The organism is Prolixibacter sp. DSM 2831, assembly GCF_056493735.1.
This window is the reverse complement of the sequence record NZ_CM151379.1, coordinates 631,554-653,376: the sequence shown is the minus strand read 5'-3', so window position 1 is coordinate 653,376 and position 21,823 is coordinate 631,554. Positions and strand designations below refer to the sequence as shown.

General features: G+C 45.7%; 17 protein-coding genes and 3 tRNA genes. 14 read left to right on the top strand and 6 right to left on the bottom strand.

Annotation, left to right across the window (positions count from 1 at the left end; all coding sequences use genetic code 11):
• Window positions 1-57 precede the first annotated feature (57 nt).
• Window positions 58-1,350 (top strand): UDP-N-acetylmuramoyl-tripeptide--D-alanyl-D-alanine ligase, encoded by a 1,293-nt coding sequence (locus AC060N_RS02620; RefSeq protein ID WP_479525761.1) that lies wholly within the window; start codon window positions 58-60, stop codon window positions 1,348-1,350.
• A 54-nt stretch (window positions 1,351-1,404) separates the two neighbouring features.
• Here AC060N_RS02620 and trxA read toward each other — a convergent pair whose 3' ends face one another.
• Window positions 1,405-1,764, bottom strand: coding sequence for a thioredoxin (gene trxA, locus AC060N_RS02615; RefSeq protein ID WP_106543137.1), 360 nt, complete (start codon window positions 1,762-1,764; stop codon window positions 1,405-1,407).
• A gap of 150 nt (window positions 1,765-1,914) precedes the next feature.
• Here trxA and AC060N_RS02610 point away from each other — a divergent pair, with 150 nt between their 5' ends.
• Window positions 1,915-3,348 (top strand): CCA tRNA nucleotidyltransferase, encoded by a 1,434-nt coding sequence (locus AC060N_RS02610; RefSeq protein WP_479525760.1) that lies wholly within the window; start codon window positions 1,915-1,917, stop codon window positions 3,346-3,348.
• Between the two features lies 1 nt (window position 3,349).
• Here AC060N_RS02610 and AC060N_RS02605 read toward each other — a convergent pair whose 3' ends face one another.
• From AC060N_RS02605 to AC060N_RS02590, 4 genes are all read right to left on the bottom strand, one after another.
• On the bottom strand, window positions 3,350-4,372 hold the full coding sequence (locus AC060N_RS02605; protein ID WP_479525759.1) for an endonuclease/exonuclease/phosphatase family protein: 1,023 nt from the start codon (window positions 4,370-4,372) through the stop codon (window positions 3,350-3,352).
• Window positions 4,373-4,378: 6 nt separating this feature from the next.
• On the bottom strand, window positions 4,379-5,824 hold the full coding sequence (locus AC060N_RS02600) for a hypothetical protein (protein ID WP_479525758.1): 1,446 nt from the start codon (window positions 5,822-5,824) through the stop codon (window positions 4,379-4,381).
• Between the two features lie 99 nt (window positions 5,825-5,923).
• Window positions 5,924-7,366 carry a sodium:solute symporter gene (locus tag AC060N_RS02595; protein WP_479525757.1) on the bottom strand — a complete coding sequence of 481 codons (1,443 nt, stop codon included), beginning with the start codon at window positions 7,364-7,366 and terminating at the stop codon, window positions 5,924-5,926.
• 3 nt (window positions 7,367-7,369) lie between these two features.
• The gene (locus AC060N_RS02590; protein ID WP_479525756.1) at window positions 7,370-8,545 is read right to left on the bottom strand and encodes an exo-beta-N-acetylmuramidase NamZ family protein; all 1,176 of its coding nucleotides are present in this window, start codon (window positions 8,543-8,545) and stop codon (window positions 7,370-7,372) included.
• A 214-nt stretch (window positions 8,546-8,759) separates the two neighbouring features.
• Here AC060N_RS02590 and AC060N_RS02585 point away from each other — a divergent pair, with 214 nt between their 5' ends.
• The 6 genes from AC060N_RS02585 to AC060N_RS02560 all read left to right on the top strand — a co-directional run bounded on the left by AC060N_RS02585 (window position 8,760) and on the right by AC060N_RS02560 (window position 13,594).
• Window positions 8,760-11,816, top strand: a complete 3,057-nt coding sequence (locus AC060N_RS02585) for a glycoside hydrolase family 3 N-terminal domain-containing protein (RefSeq protein WP_479525755.1) — start codon at window positions 8,760-8,762, stop codon at window positions 11,814-11,816.
• A 180-nt stretch (window positions 11,817-11,996) separates the two neighbouring features.
• Window positions 11,997-12,251 (top strand): DNA-binding protein, encoded by a 255-nt coding sequence (locus AC060N_RS02580; RefSeq protein ID WP_106543144.1) that lies wholly within the window; start codon window positions 11,997-11,999, stop codon window positions 12,249-12,251.
• 90 nt (window positions 12,252-12,341) lie between these two features.
• Window positions 12,342-13,136: a 3-keto-disaccharide hydrolase gene (locus AC060N_RS02575; protein WP_479525754.1), complete on the top strand. Its 795-nt coding sequence runs from the start codon at window positions 12,342-12,344 to the stop codon at window positions 13,134-13,136.
• 174 nt (window positions 13,137-13,310) lie between these two features.
• Window positions 13,311-13,385, top strand: a tRNA-Val gene (locus AC060N_RS02570).
• Window positions 13,386-13,415: 30 nt separating this feature from the next.
• Window positions 13,416-13,490 (top strand) — tRNA-Val (locus tag AC060N_RS02565).
• A gap of 29 nt (window positions 13,491-13,519) precedes the next feature.
• A tRNA-Val gene (locus AC060N_RS02560) sits at window positions 13,520-13,594 on the top strand.
• 57 nt (window positions 13,595-13,651) lie between these two features.
• On the opposite strand, the gene AC060N_RS02555 is transcribed toward AC060N_RS02560, so the two are convergent.
• Window positions 13,652-14,950 carry a bifunctional folylpolyglutamate synthase/dihydrofolate synthase gene (locus AC060N_RS02555; RefSeq protein ID WP_479525753.1) on the bottom strand — a complete coding sequence of 433 codons (1,299 nt, stop codon included), beginning with the start codon at window positions 14,948-14,950 and terminating at the stop codon, window positions 13,652-13,654.
• Between the two features lie 112 nt (window positions 14,951-15,062).
• On the opposite strand from AC060N_RS02555, the gene AC060N_RS02550 reads away from it, so the two are divergent.
• The 6 genes from AC060N_RS02550 (at window position 15,063) to AC060N_RS02525 (ending at window position 21,789) form a co-directional block, all read left to right on the top strand.
• A complete protein-coding gene (locus AC060N_RS02550) occupies window positions 15,063-16,385 on the top strand; it encodes a PhoH family protein (RefSeq protein ID WP_479525752.1) in 1,323 nt (440 codons plus the stop codon).
• Between the two features lie 740 nt (window positions 16,386-17,125).
• Window positions 17,126-18,427 (top strand): tRNA (N(6)-L-threonylcarbamoyladenosine(37)-C(2))-methylthiotransferase MtaB, encoded by a 1,302-nt coding sequence (gene mtaB / locus AC060N_RS02545; RefSeq protein WP_479525751.1) that lies wholly within the window; start codon window positions 17,126-17,128, stop codon window positions 18,425-18,427.
• 146 nt (window positions 18,428-18,573) lie between these two features.
• Window positions 18,574-19,368 carry an inositol monophosphatase family protein gene (locus AC060N_RS02540; protein ID WP_479525750.1) on the top strand — a complete coding sequence of 265 codons (795 nt, stop codon included), beginning with the start codon at window positions 18,574-18,576 and terminating at the stop codon, window positions 19,366-19,368.
• A 9-nt stretch (window positions 19,369-19,377) separates the two neighbouring features.
• A complete protein-coding gene (locus AC060N_RS02535) occupies window positions 19,378-19,848 on the top strand; it encodes a hypothetical protein (protein WP_479525749.1) in 471 nt (156 codons plus the stop codon).
• A gap of 19 nt (window positions 19,849-19,867) precedes the next feature.
• Entirely contained in the window at window positions 19,868-20,767 is a 900-nt protein-coding gene (locus tag AC060N_RS02530) for a lysophospholipid acyltransferase family protein (protein ID WP_479525748.1), read from the top strand.
• Window positions 20,764-21,789: a glycosyltransferase family 2 protein gene (locus tag AC060N_RS02525; protein WP_479525747.1), complete on the top strand. Its 1,026-nt coding sequence runs from the start codon at window positions 20,764-20,766 to the stop codon at window positions 21,787-21,789. The genes AC060N_RS02530 and AC060N_RS02525 overlap by 4 nt, the downstream gene beginning before the upstream one ends.
• Window positions 21,790-21,823: the final 34 nt, after the last annotated feature.

Here is a 21,823-nt window from a genome sequence, read left to right as displayed (position 1 = left end):
AAATATTACCAATTGAAAACCTCAGCATTTTTGTCTGAGGTTTTTTATTTTTAGGCCATGACTACAGAAGAACTTTATCAGCTATTTCTATCGCATCCAAATGTTTCGACTGATAGTCGGAATATCAAAGAAGGATGCCTTTTTTTTGCCCTAAAAGGAGACAACTTCAACGGCAACCAATTTGCAGGCAACGCAATTGAACAAGGCGCGGCCTACGCCATTGTTGACGAAAAAGAATATGTGACAGATTCGCGTATCGTCTACGTAGCAAATGTGCTGGAAAGCCTTCAGGAGTTAGCGCGTCATCATCGTCAACTCTTGAATTTGCCAATTTTGGCCATCACCGGCTCGAACGGTAAAACCACAACCAAGGAATTAACCGCTGCTGTACTCTCAAAGAAATTTAATCTCATATTCACGCAAGGCAACCTGAACAACCACATCGGAGTACCATTAACCCTGCTCTCGATGACCAGGGAAACGGAACTCGGGATTGTGGAAATGGGAGCCAATCATCCGGGCGAAATTGCGATACTTTCTGAAATCGCTCTTCCGAATTATGGCCTGATCACGAACGTAGGAAAAGCTCACATCGAAGGATTCGGCTCGTTCGAAGGGGTAAAAAAAACCAAGGCTGAGCTCTACCGTTTTGTCGAGCGGACCGGCGGAAAGATATTCATCAATCAAGCCAATCCTCATCTCAGGGAAATGGCCCGGGAAACACCGAATATTCCATATACGACAAATAAAGACCTACCCGGCCTGCAAGGCGAATTAGTCGAAGCCAACCCGTTTATGGTCTGTAAAATTAAATTCCCGAAAGGATGGCTCTATATCAAAACCAGGCTCATCGGTGGTTACAACCTCGAGAATGCGCTGGCAGCTGCCACTGTTGGTAGTTTCTTCGGAATTGATCCACTGAAAATTAAAGAAGCACTGGAGAGCTATGTTCCGGCCAACAATCGATCGCAGTTCATTGAAAGCAATAGAAACAAGCTTCAACTGGACGCATATAACGCCAATCCGTCGAGTATGCAGGTAGCACTCGACACTTTTCAGCATATCAATAATAGCCCCAAGGGGGTTATTCTGGGCGACATGCTGGAACTGGGAACAACTTCGGAAGAAGAGCATCAAAAGGTGGTCGACCGGATAGCCGCGAATGAACCGGATTTTGTTCTTTTGGTCGGCCCGGAATTTTCCAAATGCCACATGCCCGACTCTTTCAAGTCTTTTCGAACAACTGAAGAAGCCAAAAACTATTTGGGAAATTTAAAACCTTCGGGTTTTTACCTGCTGATAAAAGGTTCCCGGGGAATGAAATTGGAATCGTTGGTAGAAAAATTATAGGCGGGCCGAATCAAATTCAACCCGCCTTCAATAAAATTGTCAATATCAGGAATATCAATTCTCTACTTTCAATACATCCGAAATGGCCTGCTTGAAAGTGTCTTTTGGCAATGCTCCCATCGCCATTTGCGGTTGTTCGTTTACCGGAACGAAAAGTAAAGACGGAATGCTCTGAATACCAAACATACCGGCCAATTCCTGCTCGGCCTCGGTGTCAATTTTGTAAATCACCAGTTTGTCGCCATACTCTTCCTGGAGCTCTTCCAGAATAGGTGCAACAATCTTACATGGCTGACACCAGTCTGCGTAAAAGTCAATAATACAGGGAGTATCGCCTTCATATTTCCATTCTTGATTTTCTTCAAAGTTGAATACTTTCGCTTTGAATGTGTCCTTGGTTAAATGTTCAAGCATAGATTACAATTTTCATGATAAGTTATTCAAAAGGTCAACAAATGAATATCTGTCATTGTTCCCTTCCGGGACAAAGAAAGGCAAGTTCGGCGAAAACTACTATTTTTGTCAACAATTTGAGAATTAGCAATTAATCATAAATAGCTCCATATGCCTGATCGGCAGAATTTTAAATCAAAACTAACGCACAGAGTATTTAGTAGCATTGCCGAAATTTCGGACGAGCAAAACCTGGAAACCTACGTCATTGGAGGTTTCGTTAGAGACTTGTTGCTCGACCGGAAACGGGAAAACTACGATATAGATATTGTCACGGTAGGCAGTGGTATTTCGCTGGCACGCGACGTGGCGAAAGCGATCAATCCCAGGCTTAATGTTTCGGTTTTCAAGAATTTCGGAACGGCTATGTTCAAGTTCGATAATATTGATTTTGAATTTGTCGGTGCCCGGAAAGAGTCATACCGAAGCGACAGCCGCAAACCCATAGTGGAAGACGGCACTCTGGAAGACGACCAGAAACGACGCGATTTTACCATTAACGCTTTGGCGCTTTCGCTGAATAAGAAACGTTTCGGAGAACTTCTCGATCCGTTTGGCGGACTCGATGATCTGGCCAACAAAATCATTCGCACACCACTGGAGCCGGGAATCACTTTTTCCGACGATCCGCTTCGCATGATGCGGGCTATTCGTTTCGCCACCCAACTGGGATTCCATATCGAAGAAAAAACATTGGAAGCGATTACCAAGCAGGCCGACCGGATTGAAATCGTATCGATGGAACGAATTGTGGATGAACTAAACAAAATCATTCTGTCACCCAAACCATCCGTCGGTTTCAAATTATTGGATAAAACCGGTTTACTGCCGATTATTTTCCCGGAATTTGTCAAACTGAAAGGCCGTGAGATAAAGAAAGGCATCAGTCACAAAGACAACTTCTACCACACTCTTGAAGTGCTCGACCGTATTTGTCCCAATACCGACAATTTATGGTTGCGCTGGTCGGCCATTCTGCACGACATTGCCAAGCCCGCTACCAAACGCTTTGTCGATGGTCAGGGCTGGACATTTCATGCGCACAACTTCATCGGCTCGAAAATGATCCCGGCGTTATTCAAAAGGCTAAAGCTTCCGCTGAATGAAAAGATGAAATATGTGCAAAAGATGGTTTTGCTGCACATGCGTCCCATTGTGTTGTCAGAAGAAGAGGTAACCGACTCGGCTGTCAGGCGCCTACTGTTCGATGCCGGAGACGACATTGAAGACCTGATGACTCTGTGTGAAGCTGATATCACGTCGAAAAATGCCGACAAGGTTAAGCGGTACATGCACAACTTCCGGATCGTTCGACAAAAATTGCAGGATCTGGAAGAGCGTGATGCCATTCGTAATTTCCAGCCTCCGGTTTCGGGGGAAGTCATTATGGAGACTTTCGGCCTAAGCCCCAGTCGGGAGGTTGGCGAACTGAAAGCCGCTATCAAAGAAGCCATCCTGGACGGAATTATTCACAACAATTACGAGGAAGCTTTTCAGTTCATGATTGAAAAGGCAAAAGAAATGGGATTAAAACCGGTGAAATAAGCTATTCAGAGCCGAGCACTGTAACAATCGGAAGATGATCGCTAAAACCTCCGTGATAAGCAGGACCGAGGTAAGTTCGGTTCGGTTTACTGCCCAGGTATTTTTCATCGGCTTCCAGCAGAAAAGCTTCGCGGCAGATGTAGGTGCGTGAAATATCAAGTTTAAGACGGGATCCATTGAGTAACGAAGGCGTACAAATAAACTGGTCGAAGACTGCCCATTCTCCCCTGTTCCATAACGTTCCGGTCCTTTCATCTTTCCAAATACCGGTTAGATTAATCAACGAATCATATCCCCCGACAGTACTATACTGAGCCGCGTGCAAAACATCCCGCAAACACCCTTCGTTCATGGTCGCGTTGAAGTCGCCCATCATTAAAATATGTGCAGCTGGTTCATCAGCCAAAATCGAATCAATGCGCTGACGTAAAATGCGGGCTGCGAAGTTACGTTTCTTCTTTGTAGCCATGTAGCCTCCGTACCTGCTTGGCCAGTGGTTAACGAAGAAATGAACCGTGTCGCCATCTAAGCTTCCTGAAAAGTAAAGGATATCACGCGACTCGAACTGCCGTTTTCCTTCTTTCACCACACGTAAAAAATCAAAATCGATCGGTTTTACCCGGTCTTTTCGGTAGAGCAGCGCCACATCAATGCCACGGGGATCAGGCGAGTCTTTGTGTATAATACCGTAGGGAACGCGACTTAAGGGTGTACTGTCCACCAGCCGCCGAACCACCCACCGGTTTTCAATCTCTGCTAAACCAATCACATCCGGGAATTCTCCTTTCCCGGCCGCAATCAAAGCTTTGTAAATATGCTGTATTTTGGCGTCCAAACGGTGATAAGTCCAGTGGTTCTGACCGGCAGGAGTAAAATCATCATCTTTCGTTTCCGGATCATTCTTTACATCAAACAGGTTCTCCACATTGTAGAAAACAATGGTGAAATCATTTTTCGATTTGGAATGAGATTCCGGAGAGAGAAGATTAACCATGAATAAAATAGCCAGTAGCGGCAATGACATATGCAATTATTTCGATTCAGCCGTTTTTTCCGGATCCTTTTCAATCCGCTCATAGGCTCCTAAATCTGGCCCGGCATCGTCTAAACGGCTTTTCCCCAGGAAATCATTGGGAAACATCTTTGCATAGCTCAGTTTTCCGATATCCTTCACTGCGGAAAGTGTGTCAAGCTGAAAATTGCCCTTATATGGATCGATAAAACGAGGATCGGCGTTACGAAGAATGCCCAGGTAATGCGGGTTATTATCAATATTAACTGTGTCACTGAGCTGCAGCATACAATTGTCAAACAGGTAGTTGCTCTCCCCCTTCTTGTCCATCCGTACCAGAACCTCATTGGAGCGGTTACCTGTTACTATACAATTTCCGAAGGTCGCTTCGGTCATATCGCCCACATAACGCATATCGGTTTTGCTGTCGACAAGGTAATTCGAAACAATCAGTGTTTCCGTATTTCGGATACCCGTAGAAAGTGCATTGTAATAGTTGGCAAAAGTGGAATGATAGAACTGATAATCACCGCCCAGTAACAACGCAGTATTATAGTACCGCACATTGGAGATTACACAGTTGCTGGCAAGAATTTTCGACTTCATAGCCCATATCCCGGCCCAGCTCATGTTTTCAATCCGGGTATCGGCAAGTTCAACTGATGCAAATCCTTCGTGCTCGATGGTTCCCACCTGAAGTCCAATGTTCGCATTTTTAATTACGGCATGCTCAAAACGGTTGTTGTGACTCCCGGAAAAGAGAATAATGCCGTTCCACTGGTCGGGCAAATCACTGTACATTGATTCCAGACGATCGCCCTGAAATACGACCGGCTCGTTTTCCGTCCCCTGAACATCAAGTGTCCCTTTCACATAAAAACCGGCACCATCATGAAAATAAATAACAGTTCCCGGCTCAATCGTTAAAACGGCACCGGAATCGACATAGGCATAATTATACACAAGATAGGGCTTCTCATTTGTCCAGGTCGTCGTTCCAATTACTTTGGAATTGATTCGTTTAAAATCCTGTCCCCAGGCAATTAAATTTACATCCTGTACAACTCCGTTTACGCTAAAAACAATCGAATCTTCAGCGACCATCGGAATATTTCCCCCGTTTTCGCCGAGCGTTACTTCCACGAAGATAAAGATGCTGTCATTGGGAGGGATTTCCACATCATAAACATCATTGGCCACCTCTCCATTTACATTCAAACGGAAACCACTTTTATTGCCGCCCGCCAACTTAATTGAGGAGATGATAAGGGTACTGTTCGTTGGATTAACGACACGGACGTTGTGGGTAGGCGACCCGATGGAGGTGAAAATGGTATCGAAGGCAACTGTGTCAGTCGAAAAACGTAAAAGGGCATCGTTAGATGAATTGATGTTTTCCTTTTCACAGGAAGCAAAAAGGTACACCAACGACATCACAATCAATATTTTAAATAATCCCCTCATAGTTTTAAATAAGCGCCCTCAATATCATGGTCAGGAAGGAGCGACCTTCCCCATTCAAATATAGTAATAATTATTAATTTCCTTTAACATTTTTTAACTTTAGAAATATTTTTTACGAAATAGAAGAAGCCCCAAAAACATTAGTCCGCCATTTAATATCAAGATCTCAAATCCAAACCGGTAACCAAAAAGAAGTTGTTCAGACCACGTATCAATCGCCCAACTAATGAGCGGAGCTGCAACTGCCAGATAGGGAACCGCACGATCGTTTACCTTGTACTTTGTAAACATCCCGAAAGCGAATAATCCCAGCAGCGGACCATAGGTGTATCCAGCCACCTTAAAAAGCGCAACGACCACACTTTCATCGTTGATAACCCGGAAAATGACGATAACAAAAAACAGAATCACTGAAAACCCCATATGCACCAATTTTCGCTCCTTCTCTTTCTTCGCATCCGTTCGTTTTTGGAATTTCAGGAAGTCGACACAGAATGCCGTGGTTAATGATGCCAGGGCTGAATCGGCACTCGAATAAGCCGCCGCCGTAATCCCCAGCAGGAAAGCAATGCCGATGGATAGATTCATTTTTGTCAGAGCCAGCAACGGATACAAATCATCAGTTCTCGCAGGGACAGGCGTTCCTGTTTTCGCAGCAAAAATGTAGAGCAACACACCCAATCCCAGAAACAATGCAACAGCGATGACAAAGCTGGCGCTAAACCAAATCATATTCTTCCGGGCTTCCCCGACATTCCGACAAGTCAGATTTTTCTGCATCATATCCTGATCAAGGCCGACCATCACTACCGTGACAAACATGCCGGCAAAAAATTGTTTGAAGAAATTGTTGCCTGACCGCCACCCCCAATGAAAAATTTTGGAATCGGGATGATCGGTAATATGATGAAAAGCCTCTCCTATCGACCAGCCAAAGTGATTCAGGACATAGTGAATTGTCAGAACTACGGCTAAGATAAGGAAAGTAGTCTGCAGGGTATCGGTCCAAACAATCGTTTTAATTCCTCCGCGATAGGTGTACACCCAAATCAGCAAAATACTTATCATCACCGTAATCCAGAAAGGGACACCGAACGCATCGAAAAAGGCAAGCTGCAATACGCCGGCCACCAGGTAAAGACGAAACGCCGCTCCAATGGTTCGGGAAAGAAGAAAAAAGAAGGAACCAGTTTTATACGCAGAGGGCCCAAACCGTTCTTCCAGGTAACCGTAAATCGAAACAAGGTTCATGCGGTAGTACATGGGCAAAAGCACTCCGGCAACAATCCAATATCCCACTAAATTCCCCAAAACAAACTGGAAATAGGAAAAGGCAGAATTTCCGACTTCTCCGGGTACGGAAATAAAAGTAACCCCCGAAAGTGTGGCTCCAATCATCCCGAACGCCACCACATACCACGGAGATTTCCGGTTAGCCGTGAAAAAAGTATCAGAGTTCGCCCCTTTCGCCGTAAGCCGCGAAATAAGTATCAGTAGGAGAAAGTAACCGCCGATGACGGCCAGCACAATAAATGGATTCATAATTTAGTTTTGGTCGTTATCGGGATAAAGAAGATATTTTTTTCGAATTTGTCGATAGTTGTTAAGCTCGGGCTGCCATGAGGCACGAATCTCCTGCTCGGTCTTTCCTTCGCGAATTTGCTTGATCACCGTGTCGGTTCCCATCAGCAAATTAAACCAGCGCTCACGGGTCAGGAAATTTTTTTCGTTGGGAAAACGGTGATACCAATCCAGGAAATATTTCAGCGTAAAGCGAGGAACGTTTTTCGTCCCTCTAAAATCCTCGCCATAACATTTCTCACCCATATGCAGCGGCGATTTTGCCATTCCAACAATGCTCTCGGGCGTAAAAGAAAAGGAGCCAAATTTCGGGTCGGGATAACCCAGTACCTGAAAGGGAAAATGCGTTCCACGCCCGACACTCACGCTGGTAGACTCGAAGAAACAAAGCGACGGGTACAAACGGATAGACAAGTCGTTTGGCAGGTTGGGCGATGGTTTCACAGGTAAAGAATACCGGTCCTGGTGATTATAGTTTTTCACGGGAATCACCGTCAAATCCACCCCTTCGTGGTTCGGCAACCAGCCTTCGCCATTAATCATCCGCGCCAATTCACCAATTGTACATCCATGAACGACCGGAATTGGATCCATTCCCACAAACGAGCGAAATTCCGGTTTCAAAACGGGGCCAGCAACATAATCGCCGTTAGGATTGGGACGATCTAGAATCATCATCTTCACCCCGTTTTCGGCGCAAGCCTCCATTACATAATGCATCGTGCTGATAAAGGTGTAAAAACGGCAACCTACATCCTGTATATCGAAGACCACCCAATCGATTCCTTTTAGCTGCTCCGGGCTCGGCTTTTTCGTTTTTCCGTAAATCGAAATAACCGGCAAACCCGTTTGCTTATCAACCGTATTTTCCAGTTGTTCCCCAGCATCGGCCTTACCTCTGAAACCGTGTTCAGGGGCAAAAACCTCTTTCACCGGAATATGCTTTTCAAGCAGGAAATCGACCAAATGCTGACCATCAACTACAGACGTCTGATTGACGACCAACGCCACATTTTTACCTTTCAGTAGGGGCAAATATTTTCCGGGTTGTTCAGCACCCGGCAGGATAGGTTTTTCTTTCGCATTTCCGCAAGAGAATAAAAGAAAAACGGAAAAGAAGAGCACGATATGATTTTTCACAGTCCCAGTTTTTATGATTGAATCAGAAAATTGTTAGGATTAATCGATTAAGATTTTAAATTTGTCATACATATTACTTCCGACTAAAATACAAATTTAACATGAACCTTGAAGTAAAAATAACTATTTCTGATACGGGATAAGCCGATAGAGTACAATCCATTTACTAATTTTACGAAAATCGAAATTGTCCATTACAACAACTGATGACATCATGAAGTGCCAAAGAAACCTGCTTGGATTAATCACCCTCATTATTATCTTCATCCATCCTGTTATGAATCAAGCCGCCAATCCTGTCCGACCGCCATTCTACAAATACGAAAACGATGCGTGGGTCGATTCGGTCTTTAACTCTCTCAGCTTCGAGGAAAAGATTGGTCAGCTGATAACTGTTGCGGCCTATTCGAACAAAGATGAGGCACACACCCAGGAGATTTTGCAACAAATTGCCGAGAATAAAATTGGAGGGCTGGTCTTTTTTCAGGGAGGGCCCATTCGACAGGCAGAACTAACCAATAAATACCAACAGGCATCAAAGGTTCCGTTATTAATCGGCATCGACGCAGAAAACGGGCTGGGAATGCGGCTCGACAGTTGCATCAGCTACCCGGTGGCGATGGCCGTTGGGGCTGTTCAGGATGATTCATTGGTTTATCAAATGGGAAAAGACATTGGTCGCCAGTGTAAACGCATAGGCATGCAGGTGAACTTTGCCCCCGTAGCCGACGTGAACAACAATCCGGAAAATCCCATCATTGGTTACCGTTCGTACGGACAGAACGTGGAAAATGTCACACGTAAAGCGATGATGTATGCTTTGGGCATGCAAGAGGAAAACATTCTTCCGACCGCCAAACATTTTCCAGGTCACGGAGATACCGAAAAAGATTCGCATAAAACACTTCCGGTTATTCCTTTCGGCAAAGAACGTCTCGACACACTGGAAATAATGCCTTTTCACCGGCTGATTTATGCAGGAATTGGCGGCGTCATGGTAGGACACCTTGATGTACCGGCATTGGATTCAACGGGAACTCCGGCGTCACTTTCGAAGCCTATCACCGGCAAGTTGCTTCACGACAAACTGGAATTTCAGGGCCTTACCGTGACCGATGCGATGAACATGAAAGGTGCCAGCGTAAAAGGTCCTCCCGGAACTGCGGATGTGATGGCCTTGGCTGCGGGCAATGATGTGCTGGAATTTGTCACCGACCCAAAAGCCGCCATCAAAGCCATTAAAAAGGCCGTGAGAAAAGGGATACTCACCAAAGAAGAAATTGACCAAAAGTGCCGGAAGGTATTGATGGTAAAACGCTGGACCGGACTGAACGACTGGCACCCGGTACAAACGGACAGTTTATATGAGGATTTAACAAATCCGCTTTACCGACTGACGTCACGTGAACTGACCAAAGAAAGCCTCACGCTATTACAAAACAAAGGCAATCTCCTTCCGCTTCAGAACCTCGACACATTACATATTGCAACTGTGAGCATTGGGCGCGATTACGATACGGCGTTTCAAAAAGCGGTGGGACAATACCTCCAGGTCGATAATTTTCACATCGACAAAAATGCCCCTCTGAAATCGCTTCAGAAACTACTGCCTCAGTTAAAAAATTACAACCTGGTGATTGCGGCTGTCAATAATTACTGGATGACTCCGGAAAACAACTTCCATCTCACCCAGGTTCAGCTCGATGTGACGAACATCATCAGCAAGATGGACAATTCTGTCGTGGTATTGTTTGGAAATGCATACGCTGCTAACGCATTCCGAAACCTCAACGACGCCCGTTCCGTCATCATGGCTTACCAGGAAACAGATGATGCAGAGAGTCTGGCCGCTCAACTGATTTTCGGAGGAATTCCTGCCAAAGGAAAACTGCCGGTTACATTGAATAAGTTTTTCCCGGCCGGAACCGGAATTCAGACCAAAGCACTTGGGCGTTTCTCTTATACTATTCCCGAAGCTGTTGGCATCGATTCGCATTACCTCGACCAGCGAATTGATTCGCTGGTGAACATCGGGCTTACGCAGAAAGCATATCCCGGCTGTCAGATTTTACTGGCGAAAAACGGAAAAGTTTTCTTCCATAAATGCTACGGTTACAGAACATACAAAAATCAGGTTCCGGTAAAACCGACCGACATTTACGATTTTGCTTCTTTGACCAAAATAACAGGCCCTTTACCCGCACTGATGAAACTGGCTGACGAAGGAAAATTCAACGTCGACGAAAAATTCTCGAAGTACTGGCCTGAGTGGGATAATACCAACAAAGCCAATATCGGGATACGCGATATTCTGGCTCACCAGGGACAACTGGAAGCGTGGATTCCGTACTGGAGAAGTATTGTTAAGCCCAATGGCCGCTTCAAACATGGTTACATCCGGCATCGTCCTACGCGGAAATATTCGCTTCGCATAAGCGACAACATGTACCTGAATCACAGCTTTATTGACACCATTTATTCCGATATCGATAAATCGCCACTATTGCCTAAAAAGGCGTATGTGTATTCCGGGTTGACCTTTTATCTCTACCCGAAAATCATCTCGAACCTGACCGGAGAAAATTACCAGAAGTACATACATGAAAACTTCTACGGACCGCTGGGTGCGTCTACAGTGACTTACAATCCATACCTGAAATACCCCATCAACCGGATGATACCAACCGAAGACGACACGTTCTTCCGGCACCGTCAGATTCAGGGATTTGTACACGACGAAGGTGCAGCCATGATGGGCGGCGTATCGGGTAATGCAGGGCTTTTTGGCGACATCAACGATGCGGCCAAAATCATTCAGATGTACCTGAACTATGGCGAATACGGCGGGAAGCGTTACATCAGCGAAGCAACGATGAAGGAATGGACCCGCTGCCAGTTCCCCGACAACGACAACCGGCGAGGGCTTGGATTTGACAAACCGTTGATTGACAACAGCGAGAAAACTATTGACGAAGCTTACCCGGCTCCGTCATCCAGTGCAGCAAGTTTCGGACATAGCGGTTTTACCGGAACGTTTGCATGGGCCGACCCGGAAAACGGTCTTCTGTTCATGTTCTTTTCCAACCGGGTTTACCCAACACGTAACGACCGGAAGCTCTACGAGCTGAACTTACGCCCACGTCTTCATCAGGCTGTCTATGATGCGCTTAAGCGAGGATTGAAAAACGAATACGACGAAGAGAAACATGTTTTAAAACATTCGCAGGAAGAAGAGGGTGGCTATCCGCCTGTGCAAAATCCACCATTCTGATTTTCTGCAATTTGCTTGTGGCAGGACACGATTTTTCTTTGTTAAGAAATGTGAATTTCATTTAAAAGTAGAATAGGATTTCACGTTACCATTGGGTTATTAAATATTTAATTTTATTTTTAAGGTGATACATATTTTACTTCCAAAATCTTATTATTAACAAGATAAAATCCTACCGCTATGACAAAGAAAATAACCTTCAACGAGCTGAGAAAAATTAAAGACAGTTTGCCTGACGGTGCCATCCACCACATTGCCGAAGAATTAGGCATTGAGGTTGAGACCGTCAGGAACTATTTCGGCGGAGCAAATTACGAAAAAGGAAAAGCAGTTGGAATTCACCTTGAACAAGGCCCCAATGGTGGTGTCGTACTTTTAGATGATACAACCATTCTCGAAAAAGCGGAAGAAATTCTTCATCAGCACGAAGTATAGAAACATTAAGAAGAAAAAAATCTATTAACTGCCTCAAAACTGAGGCAGTTTTTTTTTTGTACCTTCCCAGACAGACTAACCTTGATTATCATGACAAAAATATTTCTGATTTTCGTTCTAATCGCCGGGTGTTTCACGCAGGCTGAAGCACAATCGAATGCCGGCTGGCGCTTGCTGTTCAATGGAAAGAACCTGAAAGGTTGGGAAACCTATGTAGGTCCGCTGGAAAAAGGAGGAACTCCGTTAGGTATAAAAAAGGATCCGATGAAGATTTTCTCGGTAGTAAAAGAAGACGGGCAACCCGCCATCAGAATATCGGGAGAAATTAACGCCTCGCTGGCCACCCGGAACTCCTATGAAAATTACCACCTCCATCTCGAGTTTAAATGGGGAAAGCTTGTTTTCTCTCAACGTAACTCCGGATTGCTTTATCACAGCTACGGTCCGTTTGGTGCAGCTCTCAATGTGTGGATGAACTCGCACGAATTGCAAATGAAACATGGCAGTTTAGGGGATTTATACTGCATGGGCGACACCTATAGCAAAATCCCGGCTATAAAAACTGGAGATCAGTACACTTACCAGGCGGGAGAAGACCGGATGGCATTTGGAAATAACGAAGCCGCCAAAATTTGCTCGAAAAGTGTGGATTACGAAAAACCGCTGGGCGAATGGAACACAGTCGATCTGTATTGCTTTGGCGGCACCTCGGTTCATGTTATCAACGGCAAAGTCAACATGGTCAGTTACAACTCCAGCAAATGGGTAAACGGAGAATTACTGCCTCTGGTAAAAGGCAAAATCCAATTGCAATCGGAAGGTGGCGAGCTGTTCATTCGCAATATCAGAATCAAACACATCAAGGAATTACCTTCTGATTTTTAGCAAGGCGTTATCAGCTGCCATATCCAATTTCTTCCCAATGAGAATCTTGCGAAAGAAGTAGGCAGAATAAGGCGTTTCGGAAATCGGGCATCGCAATAAATCGGCTAAAAAGTTTGTCTTCTGTTTTTGCAGGAAACAAAAAAAATCTATATTTGCAACGCTTTTAACGAAAGCGGGAGCTTAGCTCAGTTGGTTCAGAGCATCTGCCTTACAAGCAGAGGGTCGCTGGTTCGAATCCAGCAGTTCCCACCGTTCATAATTAGGATTTTATTTTTTTTCGGGAGCTTAGCTCAGTTGGTTCAGAGCATCTGCCTTACAAGCAGAGGGTCGCTGGTTCGAATCCAGCAGTTCCCACACTTTCATATTAGGATTTTATTTTTTTCGGGAGCTTAGCTCAGTTGGTTCAGAGCATCTGCCTTACAAGCAGAGGGTCGCTGGTTCGAATCCAGCAGTTCCCACTCAAAGGATTTCACGTTTGTGGAATCCTTTTTTTATGCCCTTCAGGGAAGAATAAATCAGATCACTTCAGCTACCACGAAAGTACTTCCGCCAACGAAAATCATATCATCTGGTCCGGCATGTTCTTTGGCTGCCGTCAGTGCCTCAACAACAGTCGGATATTTCTTTCCCCTCAGTCCGGCATCGGCAGCTTTCAACTCCAGCATATTTTCCGACATCGCTCTTGGAATTGAGGCTTTGGTAAAATAGTAATCGGCGTCCTTCGGCAAGAGCCGCAACACGCTCATCACATCCTTATCATTTACCATTCCCAACACAAAATGAAGCTTTTTGTAGGGCGTTTGATGAATCTGGTGCACGACCTCACGAACTCCGGCCTCGTTGTGCCCTGTATCGCAAACGATGCGTGGATTAGCGCCCAAAACCTGCCAGCGCCCTAACAAACCGGTATTTTTCACCAAATGTTCCATTCCCCGGTACAGCGCTTCATCGGAGATACTCCAGCCCCGCTCTTTCAACACGTCGACGGTTGCCAGGGCAGTACAAAGGTTGCGTCCCTGGTATTGTCCCAGTAAATCCAGCGGAAGCTTTTCATAACGAACAGCATTGTTGTAGCGCACATTGAACAGTTGCTTCCCTTCGGGTGAAGCCATCGAATAACCCGTCTGGTAAAGTTGATCGGCGAATTGAAGCGGAACATCGAGTTTTTCGGCCCTTTCGGTGAAAACCGGAGCAGTTTCATCCATGGTCTCGCCCACCACTGCCGGAATTCCATTTTTCATGATACCGGCCTTCTCACCGGCGATTTCGGTTAATGAATTTCCCAGCAACGCCACATGGTCAAGACTAATATTCGTGATAACGGATACTTCCGGAGTGATGATATTCGTGGAATCGAGGCGACCGCCCAAACCAACTTCCACCACCGCAATATCGACCCGTTCGCGGGCAAAATAATCAAACGCCATGGCCACCGTCAACTCAAAAAACGACGGCTCCATCTTGTTCAACTGGTTTCGGGCCATGAAATCGTCGACAAAGCGCACCACCTCTTCTTTCGGTATTTTCACACCATTCACGCGAATGCGTTCCCTGAAATCCTTCAGGTGCGGCGAGGTATACAATCCCACCCGGTAACCGGCTTCCTGTAGCACACTTGCCAGCATATGCGAAACCGACCCCTTTCCGTTCGTTCCTGCCACATGAACGCTACGAAATAATTGGTGCGGATGGCCGTAAAGTTCGTCCAGCGCCAGCGTATTATCCAGATTATTTTTATACGCAGCCGGCCCTTTCCTCTGATAAAAAGGCAATTGCTCGTATAAATATCTCAGTGTCGCTTCAAATCTGTCCATAATGTGAAAAGAATTTATCAACGGGTTAAAGTTCGTAAAATCATTCCGACCTGCCGTACACCGGATACAAAAAATACTACCTTTAAAAGCAAACCCTTGAAACCCTACGAATATGACTCAAGCAAAAGTATTCGTCCTCGACACTAACGTCATCTTGCATGATCACAAGTGTATTTACAATTTCGAAGACAACGATGTAGTAATCCCGATCACGGTATTGGAAGAGCTGGACAAGTTCAAGCGAGGCAGTGATCAGATTAACTTTCAGGCCCGCCAGTTTGTGCGCATTCTGGACGAAATTGTAGGCGACGATTTATTCAATGGAGGATTATCTCTCGGCCCCAAAAAAGGCAAACTGATTATCGAAACCGGAAAGCCTTTTTCGAAACAGATGAAAGATTCCTTCCGTGACGACATTCCCGACCACCGTATTCTGGCCATTGCCGAAGCTGTCCGGGATAAATATCCCGAAAGGAAAACCATCTTTGTTACGAAAGATGTCAATCTCCGGATGAAAGCCAAATCGCTGCACATTGAGTCGGAAGATTACAAAAACGACAAGATTTCCGATGTCAACGTACTTTACGAAGGCATCCGGGAAATGAATGAGTACAACGACGAACTGATCGCCAAATTATACGACAATAAATCGCTTACGCTGGAAGAAGCCGGAATCGGAGACTCACCTTTTGCCAACGAATACCTGATTTTGAAAGGCAACCGTTCCAGTGCGCTGGCTCATTTCGATCCATTTACCAGAACCATCAAGCGAGTCGACAAACACAACGCTTACGGTATAAAACCGCGCAATGCAGAGCAAACCTTTTCGCTGGACGCCCTGTTGAATCCGGAAATCAAACTGATTGCCCTTACGGGGAAAGCGGGAACCGGAAAAACCCTGCTGGCCCTCGCTGCTGCCATTGCTCAGCACAAGGTTTATGACACAACGTTGCTAGCACGTCCTATTGTAGCGCTAAGTAACCGCGATTTAGGTTTCCTTCCGGGAGACGCCGAAGAAAAAGTATCGCCTTACATGCAACCACTTTTCGATAATCTGGCGGTGATTAAGAAAAGCTTTAACCCACGCAGCACCGAGGTTCAGCTCATTGAAGAGCTGCAGAAGGATGAACGTTTGGTGATTTCGGCACTTGCCTTCATCAGGGGACGGAGTCTCTCCAACTGCTTCTTCATCATCGATGAAGCGCAGAACCTCACGCCACACGAAGTGAAGACGATCATCACCCGTGCCGGCGAAGGAACCAAGATGGTGTTCACCGGCGACATCATGCAAATCGACTCGCCCTACCTCGACATGCAGTCGAACGGATTGGCTTTCCTCACCGACAAGATGAAAGGTCAGGACCTGTTTGCACATATCAACCTGGTGAAAGGCGAACGCAGCTACCTTGCCGAGCTCGCCAGCGATTTACTTTGATTTCTTCGAACTCCTTTTACCTATAATTTGACTAACAAAGGCCAGAGCATCAACTCTGGTCTTTGCATTTCTATGAAAGCATATTCGGGAAGAAGCTTCTTTCCTGGTCATTTCAGGCTGTTGAAATTTTCAATCCGTCCACTCCTGACTGATTCTCGCTATTGAAATTTTCAATTTATCCTTTTCTAAACATTTCGGGCTGCTGAAATTTTCAATTCACCCTTTTCTGAATATTTCTGGCCGTTGAAATTTTCAATTCGGCAATTCTTGACTGATTCTTGCTGCTGAAATTTTCAATTCATCCTTTTCTAAACATTTTAGGCTGCCGAAATTTTCAATTCACCCTTTTCTGAACATTTCTGGCCGTTGAAATTTTCAATTCGGCAATTCTTGACTGATTCTTGCTGCTGAAATTTTCAATTCATCCTTTTCTAAACATTTTAGGCTGCCGAAATTTTCAATTCACCCTTTTCTGAACATTTCTGGCCGTTGAAATTTTCAATAGCCCCATTCCTGACGAATTATTGTCATTGAAATTTTGCAAAAGCTTCTTCCCCCAGACATTTTATCGCCATTGAAATAAATGAATCCCACCCCATTCCGCCTCCTTCAAAATTATTTTTGTAGTTTTGCGCCGTCAATAAAAGACGATTTTATCCTGAAAACTTTTTCACTGTTTTTCAGGTATAAAGTATGAGAAAACGTTGACTGCCTCCGGGCAGATTTGAAGCGAGAGAGGAATGAATTACAACGGAAAAAAAGTAGCTTTTACCACGCTGGGATGTAAACTGAACTTCTCGGAAACGTCCACCATTGCCCGCTCTTTCCAGGAGATGGGCTTCAACCGGACCGGTTTCAGGGACAAAGCCGATGTTTACGTTATCAACACTTGCTCGGTGACGGACACCGCCGACAAGAAAAGCCGCGCCATCATCCGTCAGGCCGTTAGGCAGAACCCCGCTGCATTTATTGTGGTGGTGGGATGTTATGCCCAGCTGAAACCGGATGAAGTGGCGTCCATCGAAGGTGTTGACCTGGTGCTGGGAGCCAATGACAAATTCAACATCACCAAATATCTCGACGGGCTTGAGAAACACAAGGGAGGCGAGGTGCACAATTGCTCGTTCACCCGGATTAACAAGTTCGACCACGCCTATTCATATGGCGATCGCACCCGCAGTTTCCTGAAAGTGCAGGACGGCTGTAACTATTTCTGCACCTACTGTACGATCCCAATGGCACGCGGGAAAAGTAGAAACCCGAGCATTGCCAGCCTGGTGGAGGAAGCAACACGGGCCGGCGAACAGGGAATTCGCGAGATCATTCTCACCGGGGTGAACATTGGCGATTTCGGACAAAGTACCGGCGAGACGTTTTACGATTTGGTGCAGGCGTTGGATGAAGTCGAAAGCATTGACCGCATCCGTATTTCGTCGATTGAGCCGAATCTGCTGAACGATGATATCATCGAATTTGTGGCCCGCTCGAAGCGAATTGCGCCGCATTTTCACATTCCCCTACAGGCCGGTACCAACGAAGTGCTCGAACTCATGGGGCGTAAGTACAACCGGGAACTGTTTGCCCACCGCGTGGAGAAAATCAAGGAATTACTGCCCCATGCCTTCATCGGGGTAGACGTGATTGCAGGCATGAACGGCGAATCGGATGAACTGTTTGAAGAGTCGTACCGGTTCATCGAAAGTCTCGACATTTCGCAGCTGCACGTGTTCCCTTATTCCGAGCGTTCGAAAACCAGTGCCTTGAAGATTGAAGGAGTGGTCCCGATGTCGGAACGCAAATGGAGGGTGGAAAAACTGAAAGAATTGTCTAACCAAAAACTGAAGGATTTCTACCGGAAACACGATGGACAGAACCACCGGGTGCTGTTCGAGAAAAGCCGTTCAAAGACACGAATTACCGGATGGACCGAGAATTACATCAAGGTAGAAACCGACTTCCATGACGATCTGGTGAACCAAATCAGGGAAGTGAAACTGTCAGGCATCAATCCAACCGGCAACATGGCCGTAATGGTTGATTAAAAAGACCGAAATACACATTAGCATACATCCCGTCAGGATTTTCCGGCGGGATATTTTATTTTTATGAAAACGACAGGAATTTCATCCTGGTAAGAAAAATGCCATCCAAGGCGATTAATCGTTACTTTTGAAGAAATTTTTTTGTGATGAACCTGGAAAAACTCTGTACCGATGTTATCGGAATTGTAAAAGATGCCGGTCAATTCATTGCCGGCGAGCGTCAGAAGTTTCGGCTCGACGCGGTTGAAAAGAAAGGAAAATCGGATTTCGTATCCTACGTCGATAAAGGCGCCGAGAAGCAACTCGTCGAGAAGCTTCGTCAGCTGCTGCCCGAAGCCGGATTTATCACCGAAGAGAATACGGCAGGCAACGACGGAGAAGAGTTTAAATGGATCATCGATCCGCTCGACGGGACCACCAATTTCATTCACGGTATTCCTCCGTTCGCGGTAAGCGTCGCCCTGCTGCAAGGCAACGAACTCGTCGTGGGGGTAGTGTACGAGATTACGCAGGACGAATGTTTTTATGCCTGGAAAGACAGTGCAGCCTACCTCAACGGTAACGTTATTCGCGTTAGCGATGCGGCCACCACGCAGGATTCGCTCATTGCCACCGGCTTTCCTTACTACAATTTCGATCGGCTCGATGGATATATCGATGCCATGAGCCACTTCATGCGACATTCGCATGGCCTGCGCCGGTTAGGTTCGGCGGCCACCGATCTGGCCTACGTGGCAGCCGGCCGTTTCGAAGCCTTCTGGGAACATGCACTTCACGCCTGGGATGTGGCGGCCGGCGTGTTAATTATTAAGCAAGCAGGCGGACAGGTAACCGACTTCAACGGCGGCGACAATTTCCTGTTCGGTGGAGAAATCGTAGCGGCAAACGGTGCATATTTCGAGGAATTTTACGACATTGTACATCAACATCTCGGCAACTGAATATTGACCATGAGAGAAATAGACATTCTTAAAGAACAGATTGCCCGCCTCGAAGAGAAGCGTTTCGATCTGGAAGCCTGGAAAGCACATACGCTGATTTACATCTCCCGCATTTTCGGCGAAGGCAGTGAACATGCCCGGCTCATCAACAACCTCAAGTACGATTATTCCAGCTGGAATTTGCGGGACACATCCGGCGGTATCAAATTAACTGACCCAATTCGCGTTCAGGCTCACGAGATATTGAATGCAGCCATTCACGAACTGGAAATCTTCGGGTTACCGGAGAAAACCGGCGAGACACATCAACCGCTGCTTGAAGCTTTCAGCAATGAACTGACGGGCCGTGAACAAAAAGAGTTGGAGAAAATTCTGGAAATGAACGCCAAAGAACGCGACAAGGCGCTGGAAACATTTATCGACAGCAAAAACAAAGAAACGCTGGTTGCCATTCTGTTGCAGTTATTCCGACAATCCTAACCGAACGTTTATTTTCTCTATGACTTATCTGTTATATCACATTCTCAGGGGATTTACATGGCTCAACCATTTTCTTCCACTGCGTCTTCATTATGCCTTTTCGGATTTTCTTTTTTTTCTTGTTTATCATGTTTTCGGCTATCGCCGGAAAGTTGTTCAAACCAACCTGTCAAATGCCTTCCCGGAGAAGACAGAGCAGGAACGAAAAAAAATTGAGCGACAGTTCTACCGCCATTTCTGTGATAGCTTCATTGAAACGCTTTACTTCTCGCAAATATCGCCTGCCCGAATCAAGAAACGCATGAAGTTTCTCAATCCCGAACTGGCCCAGAAATATCTGGATGAAGGTCGTCATGTGATTGTTTCGATGGGACACCACAATAACTGGGAATGGATGTGCAGTTGGGGATTACACACGAAGACAGAGTTCTACGTCGTATACAAACCATTGCACAACAAAAGCATCGATCGGTTTTACTATAAACTCAGAAGTCGTTTCAATGCCATTCCACTCGAAAAAAACAAAACTTTCAGGCAGCTGGTTAGCGATAAAAATGAAAATAAAGTCACCGCGGCTGGCTTTCTGAATGACCAGACGCCGAAGAAAAACGAAATCCAGTACTGGACCACTTTCCTGAACCAGGAAACACCTATTCTGTTAGGAACAGAAAAAATTGCCAAAAAAATCGATGCGGTAGTATTGGGTGCGCATATGCAAAAGCAGAAGCGGGGCCATTATACACTGACTTATCACCTGATTACCGATAACCCCAAAGAAACAGCTCAATACGAGATCACTGAAAAACACACCCGTTTTCTGGAGCAAATTATCAAAGACGAACCAGCTTACTGGCTTTGGTCGCACCGTCGCTGGAAACACAAACGCGAACCTGAAAAACCGGAGAGCTCTGTCAAATGAAGGTATCAGTTGTCATATTAAATTGGAACGGACAGGATTTTTTACGCCAATACCTGCTAGCATTGGTAAAATACAGCAACCTTCCTGAAGTAGAAGTGGTAGTTGCCGACAACGGTTCCACTGACAATAGTCGCGATGTGGTAGAGAAAGAGTTTCCATCTGTTCGTTATTTGCAACTGGACGAAAACTATGGCTTTGCCGAAGGTTACAACCAGGCTCTCCAACAAATTGAAGCGGAATATTATCTGCTGCTGAATTCAGATGTCGAAGTAACCGAAAACTGGCTTGAGCCACTCATCGAAATGATGGATGCAGATCCGTTGATTGGCGCTTGTCAACCCAAAATTCTGCAAACAGAGAAGCCAGAATATTTCGAATACGCAGGAGCTGCCGGTGGTTTTATCGATCGGTTTGGTTACCCGTTTTGCCGCGGTCGCATGCTCGATGTGGTCGAAAAAGATGAAGGACAGTACAACGAAAGTGGAGAAATTTTCTGGGGAACCGGCGCCTGCCTGATGGTTCGCTCATCCGTTTGGAAAGAACTGGAAGGACTGGATGCACATTTCTGGGCACACATGGAAGAGATTGACCTGTGCTGGCGCATGAAAAACCGCGGCTTTAAAATATTCTATAACCATCAATCAACCGTACACCATGTGGGCGGCGGAAGTCTTTCGTACGGAAATCCGCGGAAAATTTATCTCAACTTTCGCAACAACCTGTTTCTTCTGTACAAAAACTTACCATCAGTTTTATTGCTTCCGGTGCTGTTCAGCCGGATGGTGCTCGACGGAGTCGCTGCAGTTCAGTTTTTAGTCACCGGCCAGGTAGCTGCTTTCCGGAAGGTATTCATGGCACATGTCGCTTTTTACCGTCATCTTTCAAATCTTCGGAAACAACGGAAGCAACTGCTCAGTCAGGTTACCACTGAAAAACATCCACAAATCTACCGTGGAAGTCTGATCTGGAATTACTACGCCAGGGGGAAGAGAAAATTCAGCGAGCTCAACTGGAAACCGTAACCGGAAAAACACTTTTCAGCCACCATTTTCATTC

Bases quoted from the DNA above. Each gene is read 5' to 3' on its own strand.
- AC060N_RS02530 (WP_479525748.1), top strand. From the start codon at position 19,868: ATGACTTATCTGTTATATCACATTCTCAGGGGATTTACATGGCTCAAC.
- AC060N_RS02550 (WP_479525752.1), top strand. From the start codon at position 15,063: ATGACTCAAGCAAAAGTATTCGTCCTCGACACTAACGTCATCTTGCAT.
- AC060N_RS02580 (WP_106543144.1), top strand. From the start codon at position 11,997: ATGACAAAGAAAATAACCTTCAACGAGCTGAGAAAAATTAAAGACAGT.
- AC060N_RS02555 (WP_479525753.1), bottom strand. From the start codon at position 14,950: ATGGACAGATTTGAAGCGACACTGAGATATTTATACGAGCAATTGCCT.
- AC060N_RS02595 (WP_479525757.1), bottom strand. From the start codon at position 7,366: ATGAATCCATTTATTGTGCTGGCCGTCATCGGCGGTTACTTTCTCCTA.
- AC060N_RS02605 (WP_479525759.1), bottom strand. From the start codon at position 4,372: ATGTCATTGCCGCTACTGGCTATTTTATTCATGGTTAATCTTCTCTCT.
- mtaB (WP_479525751.1), top strand. From the start codon at position 17,126: ATGAATTACAACGGAAAAAAAGTAGCTTTTACCACGCTGGGATGTAAA.
- AC060N_RS02610 (WP_479525760.1), top strand. From the start codon at position 1,915: ATGCCTGATCGGCAGAATTTTAAATCAAAACTAACGCACAGAGTATTT.
- AC060N_RS02585 (WP_479525755.1), top strand. From the start codon at position 8,760: ATGAAGTGCCAAAGAAACCTGCTTGGATTAATCACCCTCATTATTATC.
- AC060N_RS02540 (WP_479525750.1), top strand. From the start codon at position 18,574: ATGAACCTGGAAAAACTCTGTACCGATGTTATCGGAATTGTAAAAGAT.
- AC060N_RS02620 (WP_479525761.1), top strand. From the start codon at position 58: ATGACTACAGAAGAACTTTATCAGCTATTTCTATCGCATCCAAATGTT.
- AC060N_RS02575 (WP_479525754.1), top strand. From the start codon at position 12,342: ATGACAAAAATATTTCTGATTTTCGTTCTAATCGCCGGGTGTTTCACG.
- AC060N_RS02535 (WP_479525749.1), top strand. From the start codon at position 19,378: ATGAGAGAAATAGACATTCTTAAAGAACAGATTGCCCGCCTCGAAGAG.
- AC060N_RS02525 (WP_479525747.1), top strand. From the start codon at position 20,764: ATGAAGGTATCAGTTGTCATATTAAATTGGAACGGACAGGATTTTTTA.
- trxA (WP_106543137.1), bottom strand. From the start codon at position 1,764: ATGCTTGAACATTTAACCAAGGACACATTCAAAGCGAAAGTATTCAAC.
- AC060N_RS02600 (WP_479525758.1), bottom strand. From the start codon at position 5,824: ATGAGGGGATTATTTAAAATATTGATTGTGATGTCGTTGGTGTACCTT.